The 23506-nt window shown below is 66.7% G+C and carries 26 protein-coding genes; 19 read left to right on the top strand and 7 right to left on the bottom strand.

From position 1 onward, the window contains the following. Positions 1-26: 26 nt before the first annotated feature. Together ACTIF6_RS21865 and ACTIF6_RS21860 are read right to left on the bottom strand one after the other, a co-directional pair. Complete coding sequence (locus tag ACTIF6_RS21865; protein WP_439589933.1) at positions 27-1007, bottom strand: MBL fold metallo-hydrolase; 981 nt, start codon at positions 1005-1007, stop codon at positions 27-29. Positions 1008-1074: 67 nt separating this feature from the next. Then, positions 1075-1689, bottom strand: a complete 615-nt coding sequence (locus ACTIF6_RS21860) for a TetR/AcrR family transcriptional regulator (protein ID WP_439589932.1) — start codon at positions 1687-1689, stop codon at positions 1075-1077. Positions 1690-1724: 35 nt separating this feature from the next. On the opposite strand from ACTIF6_RS21860, the gene ACTIF6_RS21855 reads away from it, so the two are divergent. After that, positions 1725-2078, top strand: coding sequence for a TfoX/Sxy family protein (locus ACTIF6_RS21855; protein WP_439589931.1), 354 nt, complete (start codon positions 1725-1727; stop codon positions 2076-2078). An 85-nt stretch (positions 2079-2163) separates the two neighbouring features. Here the strand turns inward: ACTIF6_RS21855 and ACTIF6_RS21850 are convergent, their stop codons facing one another. Then, positions 2164-2667 (bottom strand): DUF2917 domain-containing protein, encoded by a 504-nt coding sequence (locus ACTIF6_RS21850; protein ID WP_439589930.1) that lies wholly within the window; start codon positions 2665-2667, stop codon positions 2164-2166. A 127-nt stretch (positions 2668-2794) separates the two neighbouring features. Between ACTIF6_RS21850 and ACTIF6_RS21845 the strand changes: the two genes are divergently transcribed. Next, positions 2795-3829 (top strand): LysR substrate-binding domain-containing protein, encoded by a 1035-nt coding sequence (locus ACTIF6_RS21845; protein WP_439589929.1) that lies wholly within the window; start codon positions 2795-2797, stop codon positions 3827-3829. Continuing rightward, positions 3829-4752, top strand: a complete 924-nt coding sequence (locus ACTIF6_RS21840; RefSeq protein WP_439589928.1) for a DMT family transporter — start codon at positions 3829-3831, stop codon at positions 4750-4752. Before ACTIF6_RS21845 ends, ACTIF6_RS21840 begins: the two co-directional genes overlap by 1 nt. A 23-nt stretch (positions 4753-4775) precedes the next feature. Here the strand turns inward: ACTIF6_RS21840 and ACTIF6_RS21835 are convergent, their stop codons facing one another. After that, positions 4776-5426: a 5-formyltetrahydrofolate cyclo-ligase gene (locus tag ACTIF6_RS21835; protein WP_439589927.1), complete on the bottom strand. Its 651-nt coding sequence runs from the start codon at positions 5424-5426 to the stop codon at positions 4776-4778. Between the two features lie 24 nt (positions 5427-5450). Here ACTIF6_RS21835 and ACTIF6_RS21830 point away from each other — a divergent pair, with 24 nt between their 5' ends. From ACTIF6_RS21830 to ACTIF6_RS21785, 10 genes are all read left to right on the top strand, one after another. Further along, the gene (locus tag ACTIF6_RS21830; protein WP_439589926.1) at positions 5451-7463 is read left to right on the top strand and encodes a transglycosylase SLT domain-containing protein; all 2013 of its coding nucleotides are present in this window, start codon (positions 5451-5453) and stop codon (positions 7461-7463) included. Between the two features lie 5 nt (positions 7464-7468). Beyond that, complete coding sequence (locus tag ACTIF6_RS21825; protein WP_439589967.1) at positions 7469-8422, top strand: complex I NDUFA9 subunit family protein; 954 nt, start codon at positions 7469-7471, stop codon at positions 8420-8422. Between the two features lie 95 nt (positions 8423-8517). Further along, positions 8518-8856, top strand: a complete 339-nt coding sequence (locus ACTIF6_RS21820; protein WP_439589925.1) for a metal-sensitive transcriptional regulator — start codon at positions 8518-8520, stop codon at positions 8854-8856. 209 nt (positions 8857-9065) lie between these two features. Next, positions 9066-9755: a glutathione S-transferase family protein gene (locus tag ACTIF6_RS21815; RefSeq protein WP_439589924.1), complete on the top strand. Its 690-nt coding sequence runs from the start codon at positions 9066-9068 to the stop codon at positions 9753-9755. A 27-nt stretch (positions 9756-9782) separates the two neighbouring features. Beyond that, entirely contained in the window at positions 9783-11063 is a 1281-nt protein-coding gene (locus ACTIF6_RS21810) for a multifunctional CCA addition/repair protein (RefSeq protein WP_439589923.1), read from the top strand. A gap of 103 nt (positions 11064-11166) precedes the next feature. Continuing rightward, positions 11167-11907, top strand: coding sequence for a trehalose-phosphatase (gene otsB, locus ACTIF6_RS21805; protein ID WP_439589922.1), 741 nt, complete (start codon positions 11167-11169; stop codon positions 11905-11907). Then, on the top strand, positions 11904-13736 hold the full coding sequence (locus ACTIF6_RS21800; RefSeq protein WP_439589921.1) for a glycoside hydrolase family 15 protein: 1833 nt from the start codon (positions 11904-11906) through the stop codon (positions 13734-13736). The genes otsB and ACTIF6_RS21800 overlap by 4 nt, the downstream gene beginning before the upstream one ends. Beyond that, complete coding sequence (gene otsA, locus ACTIF6_RS21795; RefSeq protein WP_439589920.1) at positions 13737-15119, top strand: alpha,alpha-trehalose-phosphate synthase (UDP-forming); 1383 nt, start codon at positions 13737-13739, stop codon at positions 15117-15119. It begins immediately after the preceding gene. Positions 15120-15192: 73 nt separating this feature from the next. Then, complete coding sequence (locus ACTIF6_RS21790; protein ID WP_439589919.1) at positions 15193-16104, top strand: mechanosensitive ion channel family protein; 912 nt, start codon at positions 15193-15195, stop codon at positions 16102-16104. A 91-nt stretch (positions 16105-16195) separates the two neighbouring features. After that, positions 16196-16612, top strand: a complete 417-nt coding sequence (locus ACTIF6_RS21785) for a hypothetical protein (protein ID WP_439589918.1) — start codon at positions 16196-16198, stop codon at positions 16610-16612. Positions 16613-16619: 7 nt separating this feature from the next. Here the strand turns inward: ACTIF6_RS21785 and glk are convergent, their stop codons facing one another. The 3 genes from glk to ACTIF6_RS21770 are packed head-to-tail and all read right to left on the bottom strand — an operon-like array spanning position 16620 to position 18924. Then, on the bottom strand, positions 16620-17597 hold the full coding sequence (glk, locus tag ACTIF6_RS21780; protein WP_439589917.1) for a glucokinase: 978 nt from the start codon (positions 17595-17597) through the stop codon (positions 16620-16622). Between the two features lie 2 nt (positions 17598-17599). Further along, positions 17600-17794 carry a DUF2905 domain-containing protein gene (locus ACTIF6_RS21775; RefSeq protein ID WP_439589916.1) on the bottom strand — a complete coding sequence of 65 codons (195 nt, stop codon included), beginning with the start codon at positions 17792-17794 and terminating at the stop codon, positions 17600-17602. A gap of 8 nt (positions 17795-17802) precedes the next feature. Continuing rightward, on the bottom strand, positions 17803-18924 hold the full coding sequence (locus ACTIF6_RS21770; protein WP_439589915.1) for a class I SAM-dependent methyltransferase: 1122 nt from the start codon (positions 18922-18924) through the stop codon (positions 17803-17805). A 65-nt stretch (positions 18925-18989) separates the two neighbouring features. On the opposite strand from ACTIF6_RS21770, the gene ACTIF6_RS21765 reads away from it, so the two are divergent. From ACTIF6_RS21765 to ACTIF6_RS21740, 6 genes are all read left to right on the top strand, one after another. Next, complete coding sequence (locus ACTIF6_RS21765) at positions 18990-19790, top strand: SDR family oxidoreductase (RefSeq protein ID WP_439589914.1); 801 nt, start codon at positions 18990-18992, stop codon at positions 19788-19790. Then, positions 19771-20187 (top strand): dihydroneopterin aldolase, encoded by a 417-nt coding sequence (locus ACTIF6_RS21760; protein WP_439589913.1) that lies wholly within the window; start codon positions 19771-19773, stop codon positions 20185-20187. The genes ACTIF6_RS21765 and ACTIF6_RS21760 overlap by 20 nt, the downstream gene beginning before the upstream one ends. After that, on the top strand, positions 20184-20573 hold the full coding sequence (locus tag ACTIF6_RS21755) for a dihydroneopterin aldolase (RefSeq protein WP_439589912.1): 390 nt from the start codon (positions 20184-20186) through the stop codon (positions 20571-20573). Before ACTIF6_RS21760 ends, ACTIF6_RS21755 begins: the two co-directional genes overlap by 4 nt. Positions 20574-20684: 111 nt before the next feature. After that, on the top strand, positions 20685-21872 hold the full coding sequence (locus tag ACTIF6_RS21750) for an AAA family ATPase (RefSeq protein WP_439589911.1): 1188 nt from the start codon (positions 20685-20687) through the stop codon (positions 21870-21872). A 19-nt stretch (positions 21873-21891) separates the two neighbouring features. Further along, positions 21892-22812, top strand: coding sequence for a tRNA 2-thiocytidine(32) synthetase TtcA (gene ttcA / locus ACTIF6_RS21745; protein WP_439589910.1), 921 nt, complete (start codon positions 21892-21894; stop codon positions 22810-22812). A gap of 30 nt (positions 22813-22842) precedes the next feature. Then, entirely contained in the window at positions 22843-23505 is a 663-nt protein-coding gene (locus ACTIF6_RS21740; protein ID WP_439589909.1) for a DUF4136 domain-containing protein, read from the top strand. The last annotated feature ends 1 nt before the right edge of the window (position 23506 follow it).

Raw genomic sequence — 23506 nt, 5'->3', positions numbered from 1 at the left:
GGCTTGCTCTGTGGTGGTCTGTGCGGTCAGGCCTGCAGCGCGCTCCACATCTCTTGATCGCGCTCGGCCGTCCAGATGCGGGGGTTCTTGATGCCCTTGGCTTCGTCGTAGGCGCGGCTCACGTCGAACGGCAGGCAGTGTTCGTAGATGAACACGTGGCCGAACACCGGGTCCATGCTCTTGCGGGTGTGGGCCATGGCGGCCTTGAGATCCATGCCGGCGGCGGCGGCTTCCTTGCCGGCCTGGAACAGCGTGGTCACCCAGCGCTGGGTGTAGTCCAGCGCCTTGTTCACGTCGGCATTGCCTTTCATGGCTTCGCCGCGACCTGGCACGATGTACTCGGCCTTGAGTGCGCGCAGGGCCTCGAGCGTGGCGGGCCACTCTTCCAGTTGGGCGTCGCCGGTGTAGACGCCGGCTTCGTACTCCACCAGGTCACCGCTGAACAGCACCTTCTCTTCTTCCACCCAGGCAATCGTGTCACCGCGCGTGTGACCCGGGCCCGGGTGCCAGATCTGCACCTTCACGCCGCCCAGGTCCACCTCGAGGCTGCCCTGGCGGCCGGGTTTTCCGTCGCCCACCACCAGGGTGGGCCAGGTCAGGCCGGGCACGCTGTCGGCACCGCGGAACAGGCGCGGGAAACGCTCCATCTCGCTCTGCATGTCCTCGGCGCCGCGCTCGACGATCAATTCGTAGGTGCCACGGCTGGCAATGATTTCAGTGGCGCCTTCGGCGGCGTAGGCGCTGGCACCCAGCACGCGCACCGCGTGGTAGTGAGTGAGCAGCACGTACTTGATGGGCTTGTCCGACACCTTGCGGATCTGCTGGATCAGGTCGCGCGCCATGGCGGGCGTGGCGGTGGCGTCGCTGACCATGATGAACTTCTCGCCAATGATCACGCCCGAGTTCGGGTCGCCTTCGGCGGTGTAGGCCCAGCAGTGCGGGCTGAGTTGCTCGAAGGTGATCTTCTTGTCGGCCAGGTCGGCCTGCGAGGCGAAAGCTTTGCTCATGGGATGTCTCCAGGTGGGGTGAGGCGCGATTTTAACTAAACGAAATCAATTACGCATCAGTAAATCATCAAATCCCGACCGCACCACCGGTCATGCCACGCTCCAGCATGGCCACCACCTCTTCAGCAAAGGCGCTGTAGCTCATGGGACCGCCAGGGCGCAGCCAGGTGAAAGTCCAGTTGATCATGCCGAGCAGCATCATGGTCAGCGCGGTCTGGTTGGCCGCCGTCACGCGATCGGGATAGGCGCGCTTGAGAAAGCGGGTGAAGGCCGCCACCACGTCGCGCTGGCGGTTGAGGATGAGTTCGCGCTGCACCTCACCCAGGAATTTCGTGTCGGACACCAGCGCCGCGTGGCGCGTGGCCGAGGTCTCGTACTCGGTCAGGAAAACCCGCACGAGTTCGTTGAGCGCCTCGCGTTCGCTCAGGTTCTTGCGCTGCGCGCGCGCTTCCGCTTCGCCAATGAGCGCCAACAAGCGCTGCGTGTAGCGATCCAGAAGGTCGTAGAGGATGGCTTCCTTGCTCTCGTAATAGTGGTAGAGCCGGGCCTTGCTGGTGCCGCAGGCAGCAGCGATGTCGTTCATGCTGGCGGCCGGAAAGCTCTGGCGCGCGAAGCACTGGGCAGCAACGTCGAGGATCTCGTCGCGCTTGAGGTCGTGGAAAGCTGACTTGGGTCTGGCCATCGGCGCATTCTGCCGGACGCCATCTAAGATGGCGCATGGCCAAGCCGATCGACCCTTTTGCCTCCTACGCCTGCGAACTGCTCTCGTGCGTGGGCCCTTGTGTGGCCAAGCGCATGTTCGGTGGCTGGGGCATCTCGGTCGATGGCATGAACATCGGCATCATTGCGTGGGACACGCTGTTCCTCAAGACCAACGCCGAGACCGAGCCGCAATGGCTGGCTGCCGGCGCCCAGCCCTTCGTGTTCGAGGCCAAGGGGAAGCGCATGAAGCTGAACTACCACACCCCTCCGGCGGAGGCGCTGGAGTCGCCCGCGCTCATGCTGCCTTGGGCGCGGCTGGCGCTCGCGGCCGCCGTGGCGGCGCGCAAGCCCAAACGCAAGACCCGTTGAGATCCGGCGCCGGGCCGCCCCAAGCCGGATCAGCCCCCTTGGGGGGCAGCGACCCGCGCAGCGGTGGAGCGTGGGGGTCGCTGGTTCAGGGCGGGTTCGACTCGAAAGGCGTGAGTACCCTTCCGCGACCTGCGACCAGGTATTCGCTGTAGCCCAGCAGGCCACGCACCAGCCTCAGGAACGCCCAGGCGGCCTGGCCGAGCGCCGCGACCAGTTCGCGACCGGGCTGCGCGACTTCTCGTCCGAAGCGGGTATCGACCTCTGCCGCACGGGCCTCCGACTCGCTGCACCACTCGAAGCGCACCGGCGTGGCTTGCGCGGGCTGCCACGGCTCCATGACCACGCGCGCACCGGCCGGCACCGCCAGGCTCTGGCCGGCTTCCAGCATGTGGTCGCCCAGCTCGTTGCCGTGGCCCTGGGTGGGCAGACCGAGCGTCACCCAGGCGCGGCCCTGGGTGATGTACAAACGGCTGGGTACCTTGGGGCGCAGGCTCATCGCGCGGCGGGCATCCAGCCGCCAGCCACGCGCGGCTGCAACGCCAATGGCGCGTTGCAGGGTCGGGGAGCAGGAAGCGGAATGGGTGGTCATGTGGAACTCCTGGTGGGGGACGATGGCTCATCCTGGGCATCAATCTTCGCCGCCTCTGCCCCTTTGGTCCAATGAATACGCAGTAGGCTATTGATTCGACAACCGCATCAATGTCCGGAGACAAGCCATGCAGCTGACCAGCAGCCACCCCCGCACCAGGCCCATCGCCGCGGGTCATCTGCGCGCCTTCGACGCCGTGGCCCGCCACCTGAACTTTCGTGCTGCCGCCGAGGAACTTTCGCTCACGCAAAGCGCGGTCAGCCGGCAGATCCAGGCGCTGGAGGACGAGGTCGGCACCGCCCTGTTTCTGCGCCACACGCGCGCCGTGGAACTCACCAGCGCAGGCTCGCAACTGCTGCGCGCCTCCAGCATGGCGCTGGAACGCATCGACACCGCCGTGCGGCAGATCCGCCAGAGCGCCGGGCGCAAGAGCGTGGCCATCACCACCTGGGCCTCGTTCGCCTCCATGTGGCTGATCCCCCGCCTGGAGGCCTTCCAGCGCGACCACCCGGATATCGACATCCGCATCGACGCGACCGACAACGCGGTTGACCTCGCCACGGCCGATGTGGATCTGGCACTGCGCTACGCGGTGCCGCAGACGGTGCCTTCGACGGCGCTGCGCCTGTTCGGCGAACAGCTCACGCCAGTGGCCAGCCCCTGGCTCCTCAAGAGCCATCCCATCAGCAGCATCGAAGACCTCTCGAAATGCGCGCTGATCGAAGCCGGTGACGCACACCGCACCCGCCACCTGGAGTGGCTCACCTGGCAACGCTGGCTCGACACCTTCGGCAGCGTGCCCGCCGCCAGCAAGACCGGCAAGAGGGGCGCGCGCAGCCACCTGCAGCCCAAGCTCTCACCGCAGCGCTGGATGTACTTCAACTACGCCAACCAGATCGTGCAGGCCGCGCTGACCGGCCAGGGCGTGGCCCTGGCGCGTCTGCCGCTGGTGGCCGAGAGCCTGGCCAGCGGCGATCTGATCGAGCCTCTGCCCCACACGCGGCTGGACTCGCCCCTCGTCTACTGGTTGATGGTGGCGCCGCGCAGCGTGCAGCGCCCGGAGGTGAAGGCGTTCTGCGACTGGCTGCTGCAGCAGGCGGCGCTGACGCGCGAAGCCATCGGCGACGTGCCCGATCCGGACACAGTGGATCAAATCGATTGATGTCGACGACGAACCTTCACAGCCGCGCCAGCGGCAACCTGCGCAGCATCGTCTTCATGCTGATCGCGGTGGGTTTCTTCGCACTCATGGACGCGGTGCTCAAGACCCTCGCCGCGCGCTACCCGGTGCTGCAGATCGCCGCGCTGCGCGGCATGACTGCCCTGCCGCTGGTGCTGGTCTACATCGCCTGGCGCGGCGCCTGGCACTCGGTGTTGAAGGTGCGCTGGCCGCTGCACGTGCTGCGCGGCCTGCTCGGCATCACCATGCTGTCGCTGTTCACCCTGGGTGTGCGCGAACTGCCGCTGTCGGCGGCGTACACGCTGTTCTTCATCTCGCCCCTCTTGATCACCGCGCTCTCGGTGCCGGTGCTCAAGGAGCGTGTGCCGCAGGCGCACTGGTGGGCCATCGGCATCGGCTTCGTCGGCGTGGTGATCGCGCTGCGTCCGAGCGGCACGGACCTGCAGGCCGGGTTCGTCACCATCGGCGGCCTGGCCACGCTCGGTGCCGCTCTCTGCTATGCAGTGGCGGCCGTCGCCGGTCGACTGGCCAGCCGCACCGACAGCAGCGAGAGCATGGTGCTGTCGATGATGCTGTTCATGGCATTGGGCGCGGGCGCGCTGGCCCTGCCTGGCTGGGTGTCGATCCACCGCGCCGACGCACCCCTGTTGCTGGCGCTGGCCATCACCGGCTTCTGCGGCCAGCTCGCCATCACTGAAGCCTTCCGCCACGGCCAGGCTTCAGCGGTGGCGCCATTCGAATACAGCGCCCTGGCCTGGGGGCTGGGGCTGGACTGGCTGATCTGGCACACGCTGCCCAGCTCACACACCTGGCTCGGCGCGGCCATCATCATCGGCAGCGGGCTCTATTTGGTGCGGCGCGAGAAGCGCATCACCGAGGTGCACGCGAGCGCGGAGCATCCGTAACGATCCGCGAAGCGGTGGGGCCTCTATTTCACAGGCCACATCACCCCGGTGTCACTCAGGATGGCATCCAGCGGCACATCGTGGGCCTCGGGCTTGAGGTACGGCAGGTACCCGAAGTCGTAGCCCAGGCCCACGGTGAAGGGCTTGGGCTGAAGGCTGGCCAGGGTGCGGTCGTAGAAGCCGCCGCCGTAACCGAGCCGGAAGCCGCCGGGGCCATAGCCCACGCAGGGCACGAAGATCAGCGAGGGCTCGACGATCTCGGTGTCCTTTGGCTTCGGGATGCCATAGGCATCCTCTTCCATCGGGCAACCGGGGTACCAGGTGTAGAAGGTGAGCGTCTTGTCGATCTTGTTGACCACCGGCAGGCCGATGCGCCGGTGCCGCTGTGCGCCCTGCGCATCTTCCTCCAGACCGGCTTCCTGCCAGCGGAACAGCGCGGGCAGGGGGTCGAACTCGCCCTTGATCGGCCAGTAGGCGCCAATGATGGCGTCGGGCCGGTGGATCAGCCACACGCGCATGACCCGCTGCAGCAAATCGTTGCGCAGGTTGCGGTCGGCCAGGGCCTGGCGTTTCTCGATCAGCGACTTGCGCCACTCGATCTTCAGCGCCGCTGCCGATCCTTCCGCGGGCGCCGTGTGGGGTCGTGGGTCACTCTGACCTTCTTTGTTGTCCATAATCAGCGCATGAAACGGGTTGGTATGACACAGGGAATTCAGAAGCGGATCGCGGCCGGCTGGCGGCTCATTATGGCGGGCGCGCTGCTGCAGGCTGGTCTGGCGTGTGCGCAGAGTGCATCCGGTGGGTCCGATGCCGCCTTGCTGGAGATGCGCGAAGCCTTCCGGCGCAACAACACGGGGCAACTCGCCAGCTTGCTGCCCCAGATCCGAGGCCACGCGCTGGAGCCCCTGGCCATGTACTGGGACATGCGCCCCCGTCTGGAGACCGCCAGCGTGGCCGACATTCGCGTCGCACTGGACCGCATGGCCGGTACCTACTGGGAAGATCGGCTCCGCAACGACTGGCTGCTGCTGCTGGGCAAGGCGCGCAACTGGGCCGTCTTCGAAGCCGAGCTGCCGAAATTCCGCATGCAGGACGACCGCCAGGTGCGCTGCTACGGGCTCATGCTCGACGCAGCTGCGGGCCGCATCCCGGCAGATGCCGCTGCCGTGCAGGTGCAGGCCAACTGGCTGGCCCAGCGCGAAGCAGAAGACGGCTGCGCCACCGCCGCGCAAGCGCTGCTGGCCAGCGGGCACCTGAAGCCCGAGGCGGTGTGGCAACGCGCCCGGCTGGCCATGGACTCCAACCGCGCGCGCGTGGCCAGCCAGGCCGTGGCGATGCTGGATCCCGAAAGGGCCGCAACGGTGGAGCAGATCGCAAATGACCCGGCGAAGTACCTGGACGACAAGATCACCGCCATCCGTCCGCGCACCAAGGAGCTGGTGACGCTGGCCATCATCCGCCTGGCCGCCAACGATGCGGCTGCAGCCGCGGTGGAAGCCGACCACCTGCGCTGGAAGGCCCAGCTCACCAAGGAAGAGCGAAGCTGGATCTGGGGCGTGATCGGCAAGCGATCGGCGCAAAGACTCCAGGCAGACGCCCTGACTTACTTCGCCAATGGCGAGGAGCGGTTCATGCACGACGAGCACCTGGCCTGGAAGGCGCGCGCGGGCATGCGCGCCAGCGCCTGGGCCGCCGTGCGCGATGCGGTGGCCGCCATGAGCGAGGACCAGCGCAACGATCCGACCTGGGTCTACTGGAACGCGCGCGCCGTGCAGGCGCTCAAGCTGCCCGATCCTGCGACCGCCTCCGTGCAGGCCAACGCGCTTTACGAATCCATTGCCTCACCGCGCGGCTTCTACGAACTGCTGGCCATGGAAGCGCTGGGCCGCCCGATCACCGTGCCGCCCGCCCCGGAGGCCCTGAGTCCGGAGGAAATCGCAGCCGCGCAGACCACCCCTGGCCTGCGCCGAGCGCTGATTGCCATGAAGCTCGGCCTGCGCAGCGAAGGCGTGCGCGAGTGGAACTACACCGTGGGCCTGCACACGCCGGGCGGCATGCCTGAACGCGAGCTGCTGGCCGCGGCCGACCTGGCCTGCAGGCACGAGTTCTGGGATCGCTGCATCAACACCAGCGAGCGCACGCCGCAGGTGCTGGACCACGCGCAGCGTTTCCCCTTGCCGCACCGCGAATCCGTGGTGCCGCGCGCCCGGGAAATCGGCCTCGACCCCGCCTACGTCTATGGCCTCATTCGGCAGGAAAGCCGCTTCATCACCGACGCGCGTTCAGGGGTGGGCGCATCCGGCCTCATGCAGGTGATGCCCGCCACCGCGCGCTGGACCGCCCGCAAGATCGGCCTGACCGACTTCAAGCCCGGCCAGATCACCGATCGCGACACCAACATCCTGATCGGCACCGCCTACCTCAAGTTCGCGCTGGACGATTTCGAAGGCTCACTGCCGCTGGCCGCTGCCGCCTACAACGCAGGACCGGGCCGCTCGCGCACGTGGCGCAACGGCCCCACGGTACCTGGTGAAGTGTGGGCCGAGAACATTCCCTTCGAGGAAACGCGCGACTACGTCAAGCGCGTGCTGGCCAACACCACCCATTACGCCGCGATCATCACCGGCCAGCCACAATCGTTGCGAGCACGCCTGGGCACGGTGGGCCCACGATCCCAGACCTCGCAAGCCATCAACACCGAACTGCCATGACCCCGATCCGAAACGTTCTTGTCCTGGGCGGCACCGGCTTCGTGGGCCGCCACGTGTGCGAAAAGCTGCACCGCCAGGGCTGGCGCATCACGGTTCCCACGCGGCGAGCCATCAACGCCTCGAGCGTTCAGCCTTTGCCGCGTGTCACGGTGATCGAGGCCAACGTGCACGACCCCGCCCAGCTGCTCGCGCTGATGGAGGGACACGACGCCGTGGTGAACCTCGTGGCCATTCTGCACGGCACCGAAGATGCGTTCGAAAAGGTGCACGTCGAACTGCCCCTGGCCATCGCGGAGGCTTGCGCTGCAGAGGGCCTCAGGCGCGTGGTGCACGTCAGCGCCCTGGGTGTGAGCCTGGACGCGCCGTCCCGATACCAGCGCAGCAAGGCACGTGGCGAAGAAGTCCTTCGCGGTGCCAGCCTGGACCTCACGATCCTGCGGCCCAGCGTGATCTTTGGCGCCGGAGACCGCTTCCTCAACCTGTTCGCCCGCATGCAGTCCGTGCTGCCCCTGGTGCCGCTGGCGGGCGCCCGCGCGCGCTTCCAGCCGGTGTGGGTGGAAGATGTGGCCAGCGCCGTGGTGGCCAGCCTGCGCGATGTGGATCTGCCCATGAGCAGCGTGGGCCAGACCTTCGAATGCGCCGGCCCCGAGACCTTCACCCTGGCCGATCTGGTGCGCCTTGCGGGACGCCACGGCAGCCATCAGCGCCCGGTGATGCCCCTGCCCGGCACGCTGGCGCGATGGCAAGCCCGCGTCATGGAGATGCTGCCGGGCGAGCCGCTCATGAGCCGCGACAACCTCGATGCCATGTCCACGGACAACGTGGCCACCAACCAGTGGCCCGGTCTGGCCTCCCTGGGCATCGAGGCCGCCAGCGTGAACACCATCGCCCCGACGTACCTGGGTAATCAGGGCGGCCGCAGCCGGTTGCTTGCTTACCGCCATTCGGCACGTCGTTGAGTCGTTTGGGGATCGAACCCCTCAGGGTGAAGTATTTGTTTGGCAAACTTCGTCGCCTCGCCAAAAGCGAGTACTTTCAACCGACAGGAGAGCCCATGACCGCCACCCTCGTACCCTCCCCGCTCCCGACGCCGTCCCGCCACGTCGGCCTGCTGCACGCGAACAACGGTGTGCGCACCGAGCACCAGCGAGAGGTGATCAACCGCCTCAAGCGCATCGAAGGCCAGGTGCGCGGGTTGATCGAGATGGTCGACAGCGCCCGGCCTTGCGAGGACGTGGCGCAGCAGATGTCGGCCGCGCGCAAGGCGATGGACAAGGCCTTCTACCGCATGATGGCCTGCACGGTCATGGAAGCGGTCTCGGAATCGGCCTCGGAAGTGGAAACCTTCCGTGAAGTCGAGCGCTCCACACGCATCCTGGAAAAGTACGCCTAAAGAATTGAGCCCCCACGCTCCGCCGCTGCGCGGGTCGCTGCCCCCCGAGGGGGCTGGGCCTGCCTTGGGGGCGGCCCGGCGGCGGGCCCGTTGCCCCCACGCTCGGCCGCTGCGCGGGTAGGTGAATGGCGAATCAGTGGAGGCATGGTTTGGCATCAATGCCGCAGCCAGCCTCCACTAACATGCCGGGATTCAAACAGAGGAATCCCATGGCACTGCAGCTCTACATCGGCAACAAGAACTACTCGTCCTGGTCCATGCGCCCCTGGGTGCTGATGAAACAGGCCGGCATTCCGTTTGAAGAAGTGATGGTGCGATTCGACTCGTTCGACGCCGATTCCAGGTTCAAGAGCAAGCTGCGCACCGTGAACCCGCTGGGCAAGGTCCCCGTGCTCGTGGACGACGGCCTGGCGATCTGGGACACGCTGGCGATTGCAGAGTATCTCGCGGAGACTTTTCCGCAAAAGCGCCTGTGGCCTCTAGACCCCAAGGCGCGCGCCCGCGCCCGCAGCGTCTGCGCCGAGATGCACAGCGGCTTCGGGGCGCTGCGCAACCACTGCCCCATGAACATTGAAGCCTTGCTGCCCGACGTGGGGCGGCTGATCTGGCGCGACAAACCCGATGTGCGCGCGGATGTCGCGCGGCTTTGCGGCATGTGGAGCGATCTGCTGGCGTCCCAGCCAGAGGGCAGCCTGCTGTTCGGTGACTTCACGATTGCCGATGCGTACTTCGCACCGGTGTGCATGCGCATCAACACCTACGGCCTGCCCGTGCCTGCCGATCTGGCGGCGTATGTCGCGCGGGTCACTGCGCTGCCCGGTGTCCAGGCCTGGATAGGCGACGCGCTGAAGGAGCACGATTTCATCGACTTCGACGAGCCCTATCGTCTGGGGCGGTGACGGGGCGAAGCCCCTAAACTCGCTCCCATGAAAACCTACCTCGTGGGCGGCGCCGTGCGCGACGCGCTGATGGCGCGCGACGCCCATGCGCCCAAGGCTTCCCACGTGGACCGCGACTGGGTGGTGGTGGGCGCCACGCCCGAAGCCATGGTGGATCAGGGGTTCCTGCCCGTGGGCCGCGACTTCCCGGTGTTCCTGCACCCGCAAACCCGCGAGGAATATGCACTGGCGCGCACCGAGCGCAAGACCGCGCCGGGGTATCACGGCTTCGCGTTCCACGCAGCGCCTGGCGTCACGCTGGAAGACGACCTCGCGCGGCGCGACCTGACGATCAACGCCATGGCGGTGGCCGCCGATCAGGCGAACGACCCGGCAAACGCCCCGTTGATCGATCCGCACCAGGGCCAGCGCGACCTGCGCGATGGCGTGCTGCGCCACGTCACCGCCTCGTTTGCCGAAGACCCGGTTCGCATCCTTCGTGTGGCGCGCTTCGCCGCGCGCTTCCCACGCTTCAGCGTCGCGCCGGAAACCGGGGTGCTGATGCGCCAGATGGTGGAGCACGGCGAGGTGGACCACCTGGTGGCCGAGCGCGTGTGGCAGGAGCTCTCGCGCGGGCTCATGGAGCAGCGACCGAGCCGCATGTTCGAGGTGCTGCGCGAATGCGGCGCACTCCAGCGGCTGCTGCCGGAGGTGGATCGTCTTTGGGGGGTGCCCCAGCGCCCCGAATACCACCCCGAGATCGACACCGGTGTGCATCTCATGATGGTTCTGGACATGAGCGCGCGGCTGGACGCGAACCTGGCCACGCGCTTTGCCTGCCTGTGCCACGACCTTGGCAAAGGCACCACACCGGTCGACGCACTGCCACGTCACATCGGCCACGAAGCGCGCAGCGCGAAACTGCTCAAGCAGGTGTGCGATCGCTGGCGCGTGCCGGTGGAGTGTCGCGAGCTGGCCGACGTGGTGGCGCGCGAGCATGGCAACATCCACCGCAGCGGCGAACTCGGCGCGGCGGCGCTGGTGCGGCTGCTCGAGCGTTGCGACGCGCTGCGCAAACCCGCGAGGTTTCACGACGTGCTGCTGGCCTGCGAGTGCGACGCGCGCGGACGGCTGGGGCATGGCGAGAACGAGTACCCCCCCCGCGTGCGGCTGGCACAGGCACTGGCGCTGGCGCAGTGTGTGGACACCGCTGTGGTGGCCTCCCAGGCCCAGGCCGATGGCCTCGCCGGCCCACGGGTGGGAGAACGCATTCAAAAAGCGCGTGTGACAGCGGTCGCCCAGGGCATGGGTCTCGATCTGCTGGACTGAACGGAAACAAGTCGCAAGAGCGGCAACAAGTCCCGCACCGCAGCGCTCGGTCAAACGCGCCATCCGCTCGACCCGCCGTCGTGTCTGTTACGGTAGCGGGCAGATGAGCACATTTCCCACATTGCTGACAGACCGCATGGCGCTCTTCCTGGACTTCGATGGAACGCTCGCCGATCTCGCCCAACGGCCCGATTCGGTGGTCATCCCCGAGGATCTGGTGCCGCTGCTGGACCGGCTGCACAACCGACTGAACGGTGCGCTGGCGCTGGTCACCGGGCGTGCGCGCGAGGACATCGAACCGATGCTCAAGCCGTGGCGCTGGCCAGGCGCGTTCGAGCATGGCGCGCTGCGCCAGTCGGCACTCGGCCATTTCGAACAGGCGGCACCGCTGGGCCTGGCCGGCGCCCTGCAGGCCGCGCGCGCTGTGGCATCCCAGCATGAAGGCCTGCTGGTGGAACACAAGCGCACTTCGATGGCACTGCATTTCCGTCTGGCACCTGCGCTGGAGGCCCTGTGCGTGACGACGCTGGCTTCGGCGATCGCCAACGACCCCGAGTTGCAACTGCTGCGTGGCAAGGCCGTGGTGGAAGTGAAGTCCACCCGCGTGAGCAAGGGCAAGGCGATCGAGGCCTTCATGCAGGAAGCCCCTTTTGCCGGTCGCGAACCGGTGTTTGCTGGTGACGACGTGACCGACGAAGCCGGGTTCGAGGTGGTGCAACGCCTGGGCGGCAGAGGCATCAAGGTGGGCGACGGACCTTCCGTGGCTCGACACCGATGTCCGAGCCCGGAAGCACTGCGGACCTGGTTGTCCGAATCCCTGCACGTCCAGACCGCCACACCATGAAACCCGACGACATGCCCTCTCACCCGCACGGTTTCGCCCTGCCCGCGCCTCCTTCACTGTCACTCGGCGTGGTCGGCAACTGCGCCTTCAGCGCGCTGATCGATCCTCACGGCCGCGTGGTCTGGAGTTGCCTGCCACGCTTTGATGGCGATCCCGTCTTCCACGCCTTGCTGGGGGGAGAAGACGCCGAGCAGGGCTCTTTTGCGATCGAAATTGAAGACCTGGCCGAGGCACGCCAGCGCTACGAGCCCAACACCGCCGTGCTGGTCACTGAACTGTGGGACCGCCATGGCCAGGGCCTCGCCATCACCGATTTCGCGCCGCGCTTTCCCTCGCGCGGGCGCTTTTTCCGGCCCACCATGCTGGTGCGCCGCGTGCGACCGCTGCAGGGTGCGCCGCGCATCCGCGTGAGCGTCACCCCACGCTTCGACTGGGGACGCCAGACGCCCACCATCACCTCGGGCAGCAACCACATCCGATACGTGGGCGACCAGCAGACGCTGCGCCTGCAGACCGATGCCTCGATCAGCCACGTGCTGGCGCGCGAACCCTTTCTGCTGACGCGCGAACACAACTTTCTGCTCGGACCGGACGAAACCCTCGAAGGCGGCGTGGGGGACACCGCGCGCCATTTCGAACAGGAGACGCTGGCGTACTGGCGCGGCTGGAGCCAGCGCCTGGCGTTGCCCCTGGAATGGCAGGACGCGGTGATCCGCGCGGCCATCACGCTCAAGCTCTCGCTGTACGAGGACACCGGCGCGATCATCGCTGCCATGACCACCAGCATCCCCGAAGCACCTGGGACCCAGCGCAACTGGGACTACCGCTACTGCTGGCTGCGCGACGCTTTCTTCGTGGTGCGCGCGCTCAACAGCCTGGCCGAAGTGGGCACCATGGAGGACTACCTGCGCTGGCTGGCCAACGTGGTCGTGGGCGCGGGCGGCGGCCATGTGCAGCCGCTGCACGGCATCGGCCTGGAGCGTGAGCTGCCCGAGCGCATCTGCGAAACCCTGCCGGGCTACCGCGGCATGGGGCCGGTGCGCGTGGGAAACCAGGCGCAGGAACACTTCCAGCACGACGTGTACGGCAACATCGTGCTCGCCGCCGCGCAAGCGTTTCACGACCGCCGCCTGCTGCACCCTGCGGGTCTCGCTGAGTTCGAGCGGCTGGAGGAAGTGGGCGAGCAGGCCGTTCGCATCCACGACCAGCCGGATGCAGGCATGTGGGAGCTGCGCACCCGCGCTCGTGTGCACACCAGCTCGGTGCTGATGTGCTGGGCCGCCTGCGATCGCCTGGCCAAGATCGCACACACCCTGGGCCTGCCCGAGCGATCCACCTACTGGAAGCGCCATGCCGACGCCATGCGCGAACGCATCCTGCGTGAATCATGGAACGAGGAGCGCCAGGCCTTCGCCGAGAGCTTCGGCGGCCGCGACCTCGACGCCAGTGTGCTGCTGATGGCCGAGGTCGGCCTCATTGACCCGAAGGACCCGCGCTTCATCTCCACACTGGACGCGCTGGAGAAGCACCTGTGCGACGGCCCTTTCATGCGCCGCTATGAAGCGGCCGACGACTTCGGCAGACCCGAGACCGCTTTCAACATCTGCACCTTCTGGCGCATCGACGCGCTGGCACGCATCGGCCGTGTTGAAGAAGCCCGCGCCATCTTCGAAACCATGCTGGCTGCGCGCAACCCGCTGGGCATGCTGTCGGAAGACACGCATGCCACCACCGGAGAGATGTGGGGCAACTTCCCGCAGACGTATTCGATGGTGGGCATCATCAACGCCGCAGTGCGGCTCTCGGCCACCTGGGACACGGTGATTTAAATGGGTCGTCTCGTCGTCATCTCCAACCGCCTCGCCGATCCGCGCAAGACCGCCTCGGGTGGCCTTGCCGTGGCGCTGGGCCAGGCGCTGGAATCTTCGGGGGGCCTGTGGTTCGGCTGGAGCGGCAAGATCGTGGAAGACGGCACGCCGGGCGAAGGCGACATGCACCTGCAGCAGGCCGGAAAGGTGCAGCTCGCCACCGTGGACCTCAGTCGAGAAGACCACGACAGCTACTACCTCGGCTACAGCAATGGCGTGCTCTGGCCGGTGTTCCACTACCGGCTCGACCTGGCCGATTTCGATGCCGGCTACATCGGAGGCTACCGGCGCGTGAACCAGATGTTTGCGCACAAGCTGGCCAGTCTGCTCAAGCCCGACGACGTGATCTGGGTGCACGACTACCACCTCATTCCGCTGGCCGCCGAGCTGCGCGCCATGGGCTGCAAGCAGCGCATGGGCTTCTTCCTGCACATTCCGTTGCCGCCGCCCCTGATCCTGGCCGCAGTGCCTGAGCACGACTGGCTGATGCGCTCGTTTTTCGCCTACGACCTGGTGGGCCTGCAGAGCGAGGCCGATGTCGCGCACTTTGCGCGTTACGTCGGTACCGAGACGCCGGCCGACATCCTGGGCGAACACGAGTTCCGCGCTTTCGGCAAGACGCTGCAGGTGCAGGCCTTCCCGATCGGCATCGATGTGGAGGAGTTCATCGAGCTGGGCAAGGGCCGCGAATCGCAGGACATGCACAACCAGATGCGCACCGAGTACTCGCGCCGCCGCCTGCTGCTGGGCGTGGAGCGGCTTGACTATTCCAAAGGTTTGCCCCAGCGGCTCAAGGCATTTCGCCAGTTGTTGCAGGACTACCCGGAGAACCTCGGCAGCGCCACGCTGATCCAGATCGCGGCGCCCAGCCGCGAGTCGGTCGACGCGTACGCGGCGTTGCGCCAGGAACTGGAGAGCCTGTGCGGTTCGATCAACGGAGATCACGGCGAACTGGACTGGATGCCGGTGCGCTACATCCACCGCAACGTGGCGCGCAAACGCCTGCCGGGGCTCTACCGCGCGGCCAGCGTGGCCCTGGTGACGCCGCTGCGCGACGGCATGAACCTGGTCGCCAAGGAGTTCGTCGTCGCGCAGGATCCCGAGGACCCCGGCGTGCTGGTGCTCTCGCGCTTTGCGGGTGCAGCCGAACAGATGCATGAAGCCCTGCTGGTCAACCCTTACGACACTTCGCGCACCGCGCAGACCATTCAGCGCGCACTGCAGATGCCGCTCGAAGAACGCCAGCGCCGCCACCAGGCGCTGCTGACCGACATCCGCGCACACGACGTGCACTGGTGGCGCGAGCGCTTCCTGGCAGCGCTCGCCGCCATTCCCGCCCCGTAATCCATCCTCGCCGCAGGCGCCGGTCGCAAGGCCGGCGCCTGCTTTGCTTTTTCTTTTTTCTGGAGGAACTCCCTTGAACGACTTTATCGACCTTGCAAACCGCTGGGGAATCAGCCTGGGCGGCGCTGCGGCAAGCCTCATGCGCATCCTGGTGATCATCCTGGCGGCTTGGCTGCTGATCGTGGTTCTGCAACGCGCGGTCAGGACCTTGCGCGAACGCATTGCCAGCCGCATCGACGATCGCGAGGCAGCCAAGCGTGCCCAAACCCTGGGCCGCGTGTTCCGCTACCTCGTGGCGGTGGTCGTGAGCCTGGTGGCCGGCATGCTGGTGCTGGCCGAACTGGGCGTCTCGGTGGCACCCATTCTGGGCGCCGCCGGTGTGGTGGGTCTCGCGGTGGGCTTCGGCGCCCAAAGTCTCGTCAAGGACTACTTCACCGGCTTCTTCCTGCTGTTGGAAAACCAGATCCGCCAGGGTGACGTGATCAAGATCGGCGACCACGCCGGCATGGTGGAAGAGGTGACGCTGCGCTACGTGCAGCTGCGCGACTACGACGGCAACGTGCACTACGTGCCCAATGGCGTGATCAACACCGTGATCAACATGACCCGTGACTACAGCCAGGCGGTCCTCGACATCCGGGTGGCCTACCGCGAGAACGTGGACGAGGTCATGGAGGTGATGCGCGACGTGGCTGCCGCGCTGCGCGAGGAGCCCGATTTCATGGGCAAGATCATCGCCGACCTGGAAATCGCCGGGGTCGACAGCTGGGGTGAGTCGGGTCTGATCATCCGTTGCCGGTTCCGCACCCTGCCGCTGGAGCAGTGGGGTGTGAAGCGGGAATACCTGCGCCGGCTCAAGGCCGCTTTTGACGCCAAGGGCATCGAGATCCCCTACCCGCACCTCACGGTGTACGCCGGGCAGGATCGAGAAGGCAGGGCGCCCTCTTTCCCGCTGCAGCCGTTGCAGCAACGGCAGGAGACCTGAGGAATCCCACGGCGACCGTGGGATATCGGCCCGGCGGGCTGGTGCGGCGAGGCTGCGTGTGCCAACATGTGGCCCACTCCGCTCCACCACCATGGCCGCCCGCAATCCCCTGAATCGCACGCTGGCCGAAGGCATCCGGCGGGTGGGTTTCCGCAAGTGGTATGAGCGCGAACTGCTCTCCAGCCATGCGCACATGCTGCTGGCCCTGCTCTCGGTGGTGGCCCTGCTGGCGAGTTTTGAAGCCCTCGGCGGCGGCAGCACTGGCGAGCAGATCATGGACTTCGCCTTCGTGCTGCTTTGCGGCGCAATCTCGCTATGGGCTCTGCGTCGCTACCTTTTCCTGCTGATGCACGCCGAGGAATTGGCCAACCAGGCCAATTGCCCGCAGTGCAAGGCCTATGGCCTGTTGCAACTGGTCGAAGCCCAGCACCGGCCGAACGCGGGCTGGGTGCCGGTCTGCTGCAAGCGCTGCGGCTTCACATGGAAGCTTGACGACGACAACGGATGAGCGCGCCTCAGGCCACGGCGTCCAGCGCGTGCGAGGCACCCAGCAGCGCCGGCGATTGCGCTGAGGTGATCACCCACACGGGAATGGCGGCCAGGTAGGCCTGGAACCGTCCCTTGGCTTCGAAGCGCTCCCGAAACGGCGAAGCATCGAACCACGTGCCCAGCCGGGGAACGATGCCGCCCCCGATATACACGCCGCCGCGTGCGCCCAGGGTGAGCGCGAGATCGCCCGCCACTGAACCCAGCAGGCCACAGAACATGTTCAGGGCCTCGTTGGCCTGCGGGTGGCTGCCGGCCAGTGCCGCTTCACTCACGGCGGCGGCACTGGCCAGTCCACCGGCGCTGGCGCTGTCGGCCTCGCACAGGAGCAAGAAGGCCTCCAGCAGGCCTGGCCCACTGAGCATGCGTTCGGCCGAGGCGCGGCCATGCCGCCGCTCGAAACCGTCCATCACCAGCCGCTCGCGGCGCGTGGACGCCGGCAGGGTGACGTGGCCTCCTTCACCCTGAATCGGCACCCAGCCGCCCCGGCCATCGGGCAACAGGCCCGACACGCCCAGGCCGGTGCCCGCACCCAGCAGCCCAATGGCTGCCTGCGGCTTCGCCGGGCCACCGCCCACCTGACGCAACTCGTCGGCCGGCAGGTGGGGCAACGCGAGCGCCAGCGCAGTGAAATCGTTAAGCACGCGCAGGGTCTGCAGACCGAACTCGGCCTGGAGTGCGGCCTGGGAGAACGACCAGTCGTGGTTGGTCATCCGCACCAGATCCCCCGTGACCGGGTTGGCCATGGCGATGGCCGCTGCAGCAGGGCGCTCAAGCCCGAGGCCATCGAGGTAGCTGCGCAGCGCGTGCTGCAGGCTGGCGTGTTCGGCAACGCGCAGCACGCGCACATGTTCGATGGCTGCGCCGGCACTGGCTTGCCAGGCGAAGCGGGCGTGGGTACCGCCGACGTCAGCGAGCACACGACCCGAAAGGAAATTGGAAGGCATGTTCAGATGAGCTGTGCGATGAGGCTGGCGATGAAGCTCAGCAGGATGGTGGTGGTGAACGGCAGGAACCACTCGCGCCCGAATGCCTTGAAGCGGAAATCGCCCGGCAGCTTGCCGAAACCCAGCTTGTGCAGCAGCGGCGTGAACCAGCTGATGAGCAGCAAGGCCAGGAAGATGACGATCATCCAGCGGATCATGGTGGTGCTCAGAGCCTATGCGAGCGGTCGCCAGCCGAAAAACCCATGGGAACCCATCCTTCGGCGCTCGCGGCAGGGGCCAGCGCCAGGACCTTGAAGAGTTCACCCATCTCGTGCTCGTTGAGCAGCTTCTGCATCATCGCGTTCTGCTGCACATCGGCGCGCTGCGCCAGGTCGAGCAGGCCGCAGTTGAGCAGGAAGCGGCCCTGGCTGGCGTAGCCGATGACGCCGAGGCCGGCCTCCTGCGCGGCCAGTGCCACACCGGTGAAGTTCACGTGGGCGGTGATGTCCTTCGAACCCACCTCGGCCAGCGGTTCACTGTCGCTGCGGTGGCCGCGGTGGCAGATCAGCGTGCCCATGGTTCGCTGCGGGTGGTAGTACTCGGCCTCGGGAAAGCCGTAATCGATCAAAAAGGCCGCACCGCGTTGCAGGCGATCGGCCAGGGTTCGCACGAAAGCTTCGGCCTGAGGATGGATTTCGGTGAGGTAGTCGTGTTCGCCGGGCACCTCGAACGGCGGGCGCAGGCTGGTCGCGCGGTCGGCCCAGGCGAACTGGCCCGCATCGGCAAGCGCCACGCCGCGCTCGAACCACACGCCACCCAGGCGCACCAGCAGCTGCACCGGCATGGCATCGAGCACCTCGTTGCCCAGCACCACGCCGCTCAGGCGCTCGGGCAGGGCATCGGCCCAGTGCACGCGGCCCGCGTGCGCCTCCAGCGTGGCGCGCTGCCGCTCGCGCAGGCTGCCGGAGAGGTCCACGATGGTGTAGCGAACGGGTGCCTGGCCCAGCACGGTCAGCGCGTCAAGCACGTCGCGGGCGAGCGCGCCACTGCCGGCGCCGAACTCCCACACCTCATCGGTGCCGGTGGCGGCCAGTGCCTGCGCCACCTGGCGCGCCAGCGTGTGGCCGAACAGCGGCGTGAGTTCGGGTGCGGTCACGAAATCGCTGCCGTCCCGGGGCAGATGGCCGAACTTCGGCGCGGCGTTGGCGTAATAACCCAGCCCGGGTTCGTACAAGGCCATCGCCATGAAGCGGTCGAACGGCAGCCAGCCGCCAGCCTCGGTGATGCGGTGCCGGATAATCCCGGGCAAGTCATCTACCGAGCGGTCAACAAGTGAGGCGGGCGCCATGAGTGAGATAAGTGAACGATCGGCGATTATGCGGCCCACCCTTTTGTCTGCCACGCGGGTGCCCCATGGCTGATCGAATCCTGGTAACAGGTGGCGCGCAGCGCCTGGGCGCCGAGCTGGTGCGTGCGTTTGCACGGGCCGGCTGGGAGGTGTGGTGCCACTACCAGCACTCCGCCCGGCAGGCCAGCGAACTGCAAAGCGAGCTGCGGCAAGCCGGAGGGTCGGTCAACCTCATCCAGGCCGATCTGTCCAGGCAGGATGAAGTGCTGGGCATGGTGCAGGCGATCGAGCAGCGCAGCGGCCCCTTGCGCGCCGTGGTGAACAACGCCTCGCAGTTCACACCCGACACCGGCATGGACTTCGACCCCGCGCTCGCCAGAAGCATGCTGGAAGTCAACCTGATCGCGCCCTTGCTGCTGGGCAGGGAACTGGCTAGGCAGGTGAACGCGAAGCCCGTGACCGATGCCTGCGTGATCCACGTGCTCGACCAGAAGGTCTACAACCTCAACCCCGATTACTTTTCGTACACCACGTCCAAGCTGGCGCTGGAAAGGGTGGTGGCCCTGCAGGCCCAGGCGCTGGCGCCCTCGGTGCGCGTGTGCGGCGTGGCGCCCGGACTCATGTACCTCAGTGGCCCCCAGGATGCGACCAATTTCGAGCGCGCGAGCCGCATCAACCTGCTGCGCAAACCCATCGACCCGGGCGATGTGGCCAAGGCCTGCCTGTTCCTGGCTGGCACGCCGTCCATCACGGGCACCACCCTTTGCGTCGACAACGGCCAGCACCTGGTTCCACTGGAGCGCGACGTGATGTTCGTCATCGACGATCTGTTCAAGGAGGCCGAACGTGGCCAGAGCAAATCCTGAGATCGACACCTTGTTGCTGGAGTGCCGCAAGCTCTTCCTGCGCCGTCACGAGGTGTGGGTCCAGATCGGCGTGCACGACTTCGAGAAAACCGCGCCGCAACGCATGTGGATCGATGTGGAGCTGTATGTGCCCTACGCCCAATCCACGCCACAGCACGACCACATCGGCGAAGTCGTGGACTACGACTTCGTCCGAGAGGTCGTGGCCCGGCGCTTGCAGCAAGGCCACATCGAGCTGCAGGAAACGCTGTGCGACGACCTGGCCAGAAGCCTGCTGGGGCATCCCGGCGTGCGCGCGGTCCGCCTCTCCACCTGCAAGCCCGACGTGTACCCCGACACCGAAGCCGTGGGCGTCGAGGTCTTCCGCATCAAACCCGTGGCCCCGGAGGCAACGTGAACACAAGCACATCCCCTTCACCGCAGTCCGGCACGCAGATCCTCACGCTCACGGGGCTGCGCTTCGACGCCAACCTGGGCATCCTGGACCATGAGAAGTCCACGCCACAGCCGATCCAGGTCGACGCCGAACTCAACCAGGGCACACAACCGCTGCTGCCCCACGACGACGACATCGGCCACGTGCTGGACTACCGCAAGGTGCGGCAGATCATCATCGACGAGTGCACCGCCGAACACGTGAACCTGCTGGAAAGCCTGATCGGCAAGCTCACGCGCCGGCTGATGCAGTTGCCGGGCGTGATCGGCGTGCGGGTGAAGATCGCCAAGCTGGAGATTTTTGAAGACTGCGAGGTGGCGATCCGCATGGAAAGCGGGAAATGGTGACGTGACCACCCCGCGCCGGACCTGCGGCGGCATCCGATCTCTTGAATCAAGTGAAATTTGTCAAGTTATTGATTTTTTGTAACTTTTCAAACTTCAGTAGAATCGCTTCTCATGAACCCCATCCGCAACCCCTTTGCGCCTGGTGCCGGCACACCACCTCCAGAGCTGGCCGGGCGCGACGCGCTGCGTGAATCGCTGCGCATTGCGCTGGAACGCGCCCGCATCGGGCGGCCCGCCAAAAGCGCCATGCTGGTCGGGCTGCGCGGTGTGGGCAAGACGGTGCTGCTGGACCGCGTGCGCGACGACGCAGAGGCCGCCGGCATCCACACCGTGCGACTGGAAGCGCCGGAGGGCCGATCCCTGCCCGCGCTGCTCGCACCCCAGTTGAGACAGGCCCTGCTGCGCCTGAGTCAGACCGAGGCCGCGAAAGCGTTTGCCATTCGCGGCCTGCGCGCGCTGGCGGGCTTCGCCAGCCGGCTGAAAGTGACCTACAACGACATCGAGGTCGGGCTCGACTACGAAGCCGAACCGGGCCTGGCGGACAACGGCGACCTCGAGCACGACCTGCAGGCCCTGATGGAACAGGTCGGCCTGGCGGCCAAGGCGGCGGGCACGGCGCTGGCGATCTTCATCGACGAGCTGCAATACGTGCCTGAAGTGCAACTGGCCGCCCTCATCACCGCGTTGCACCGGACCGCTCAACGGCAGTTGCCGGTGGTGCTGGTGGGCGCGGGACTGCCGCAGTTGCGCGGCCAGTTGGGCAACGCCAAATCCTACGCAGAGCGGCTTTTCGATTTCCCCGAGATCGGTGCGCTGCCCAATGAGGCCGCCACGCAGGCGATTGAAAAGCCGCTGCGCGACGAGGGTGTGGAGATCACGCCCCCCGCCTTGAAGGAGATCCTTCGCCTGAGCCAGGGCTACGCGTATTTCCTGCAGGCCTGGGGCAGCCACACCTGGCTGGCTGCGGAAAGCAGTCCGATCGGGGTCGACGTGGTCCGCAAGGCCAGCGTCACGGCGGTGGCCGCGCTGGACGAGGGATTCTTCCGGGTGCGCTTCGATCGCTGCACGCCGAAGGAAAAAAAATACCTGCGCGCCATGGCCGCGCTGGGCCCGGGGCCGCACCGCTCGGGCGACATCGCGGCGGACCTCGACGAAAAAGTCTCGTCGCTCGCGCCCACACGCAGCTCGCTGATCACCAAGGGCATGGTCTGGAGCCAGACGCATGGCGACACGGCGTTCACCGTGCCCATGTTCGATGAATTCATGAAGCGCATCATGCCTGGCGACGCCTGGCGATAGCCAACGGTAAAGGACTCCGATGAACACCGAACTCGAAAACCACAAACTCGAAAAACGCCTGTGCCGCGAAGTCGGCCGTGCGATCGTCGACTACAACATGATCGGCGAAGGTGACCGCGTGATGGTCTGCCTCTCGGGCGGCAAGGACAGCTACGGCATGCTCGACATCCTGCAGAAACTGCAGGCGCGCGCGCCGGTGCGTTTCGAGCTGATCGTGGTCAACCTCGACCAGAAACAGCCCGGCTTCCCGGCCGACGTCCTGCCCGCGTACCTCACGAAACTCGGCGTGCCGTTCCACATCGAGAACCAGGACACCTATTCCATCGTCAAGCGCGTGATTCCTGAAGGCAAGACCATGTGCAGCCTGTGCAGCCGGCTGCGCCGTGGCATTCTGTACCGTGTGGCCAGCGAACTGGGCGCCACCCGCATTGCGCTGGGCCACCACCGCGACGACATCCTGCAGACGCTGCTGCTCAACATGTTCTTCGGGGCCAAGCTCAAGGGCATGCCGCCCAAGCTGGTGAGCGACGACGGCAAGCACGTGGTGATCCGCCCCATGGCGTACGTGGCGGAGAAAGACCTCGCCCGCTGGGCCGAGATTCGCCAGTTCCCCATCATTCCCTGCACGCTGTGCGGCAGCCAGGACAACCTGCAGCGCAAGCAGGTGAGCCTGATGCTGCAGGACTGGGAGAAAAAATTCCCGGGGCGGGTGGAAAACATGTTCACCGCGCTGCAGAACGTGGTGCCCAGCCACCTGATGGACCGCGAGCTGCACCCTTTCGCCAGCCTGGAAGCCACGGGCGAGCCGGACGAGAATGGCGACAAGGCCTTTGACGACGAGCCTGTGGCGACCCGACCCGCCGAGCCGGAACGCTTTGTAAATGTCGGGAACGCCGCACCCGACCGCGCGGTCATACCGATTTCGACCACCACACACTGAATTCGCCCGCCGACGGGCCCTGGAGGCTTCATGACCTGGATTCGCACCTTCATTTCCGGCCTGGCGATGCTGGCCCTCAGCGGCTGCGCCAGCGTGTTCCTGGTGGACAACCAGGTGCAGAGCTTTGCGCGCTGGGGCGAGCGCACCGGCGCGCCTGCCGCCGCCGTGCCCCAGGCACCGCAGGTGTACCGCTTCGACCGCCTCCCCTCTCAGCGCCAGGGGCCAGGTGCCGCCAGCCAGAGCGAGCTTGAGAACCTGACCGCTCTGGCACTGGCCAGACTGGGCTGGACGCAAGCCACAGAGGGTACCGCCGCGCCCTGGACCGTGCAGGCCACGGCGTCCACGCTGCGACTGCCGCGCGCCCCCTGGGAAGATCCCTATGACAGCTGGCGCGGCTTCGGCCCAGGCTACGGGTTCCCCGGGCGCGACTACTACGTGACCGGCACCGGGCAAGTCATCTTCGCGCCGCCCATGATGTTCATGCGCATGGAAACGCCGTATTACCAGCGCCAGGTGGCCATCGTGGTGCGCCATGCGGCGACCGGGCAGGTGGTGTACGAGACCCGCGCCGCGCACGACGGCCGCTGGCACAGTTCGAACCCGCTGTGGTCGGCCATGCTCGACGCTGCGCTGCGAGGCTTTCCCACGCCGCCCGAGGGCTTGCGCCAGGTCGACATCGAAGTCCCTCGCTGAT

The organism is Hydrogenophaga sp., assembly GCF_051860785.1.
Lineage (GTDB): Bacteria > Pseudomonadota > Gammaproteobacteria > Burkholderiales > Burkholderiaceae_C > Hydrogenophaga.
Note: the sequence above shows the minus strand (reverse complement) of the source record. Positions and strands in the feature narration are given on the sequence as shown.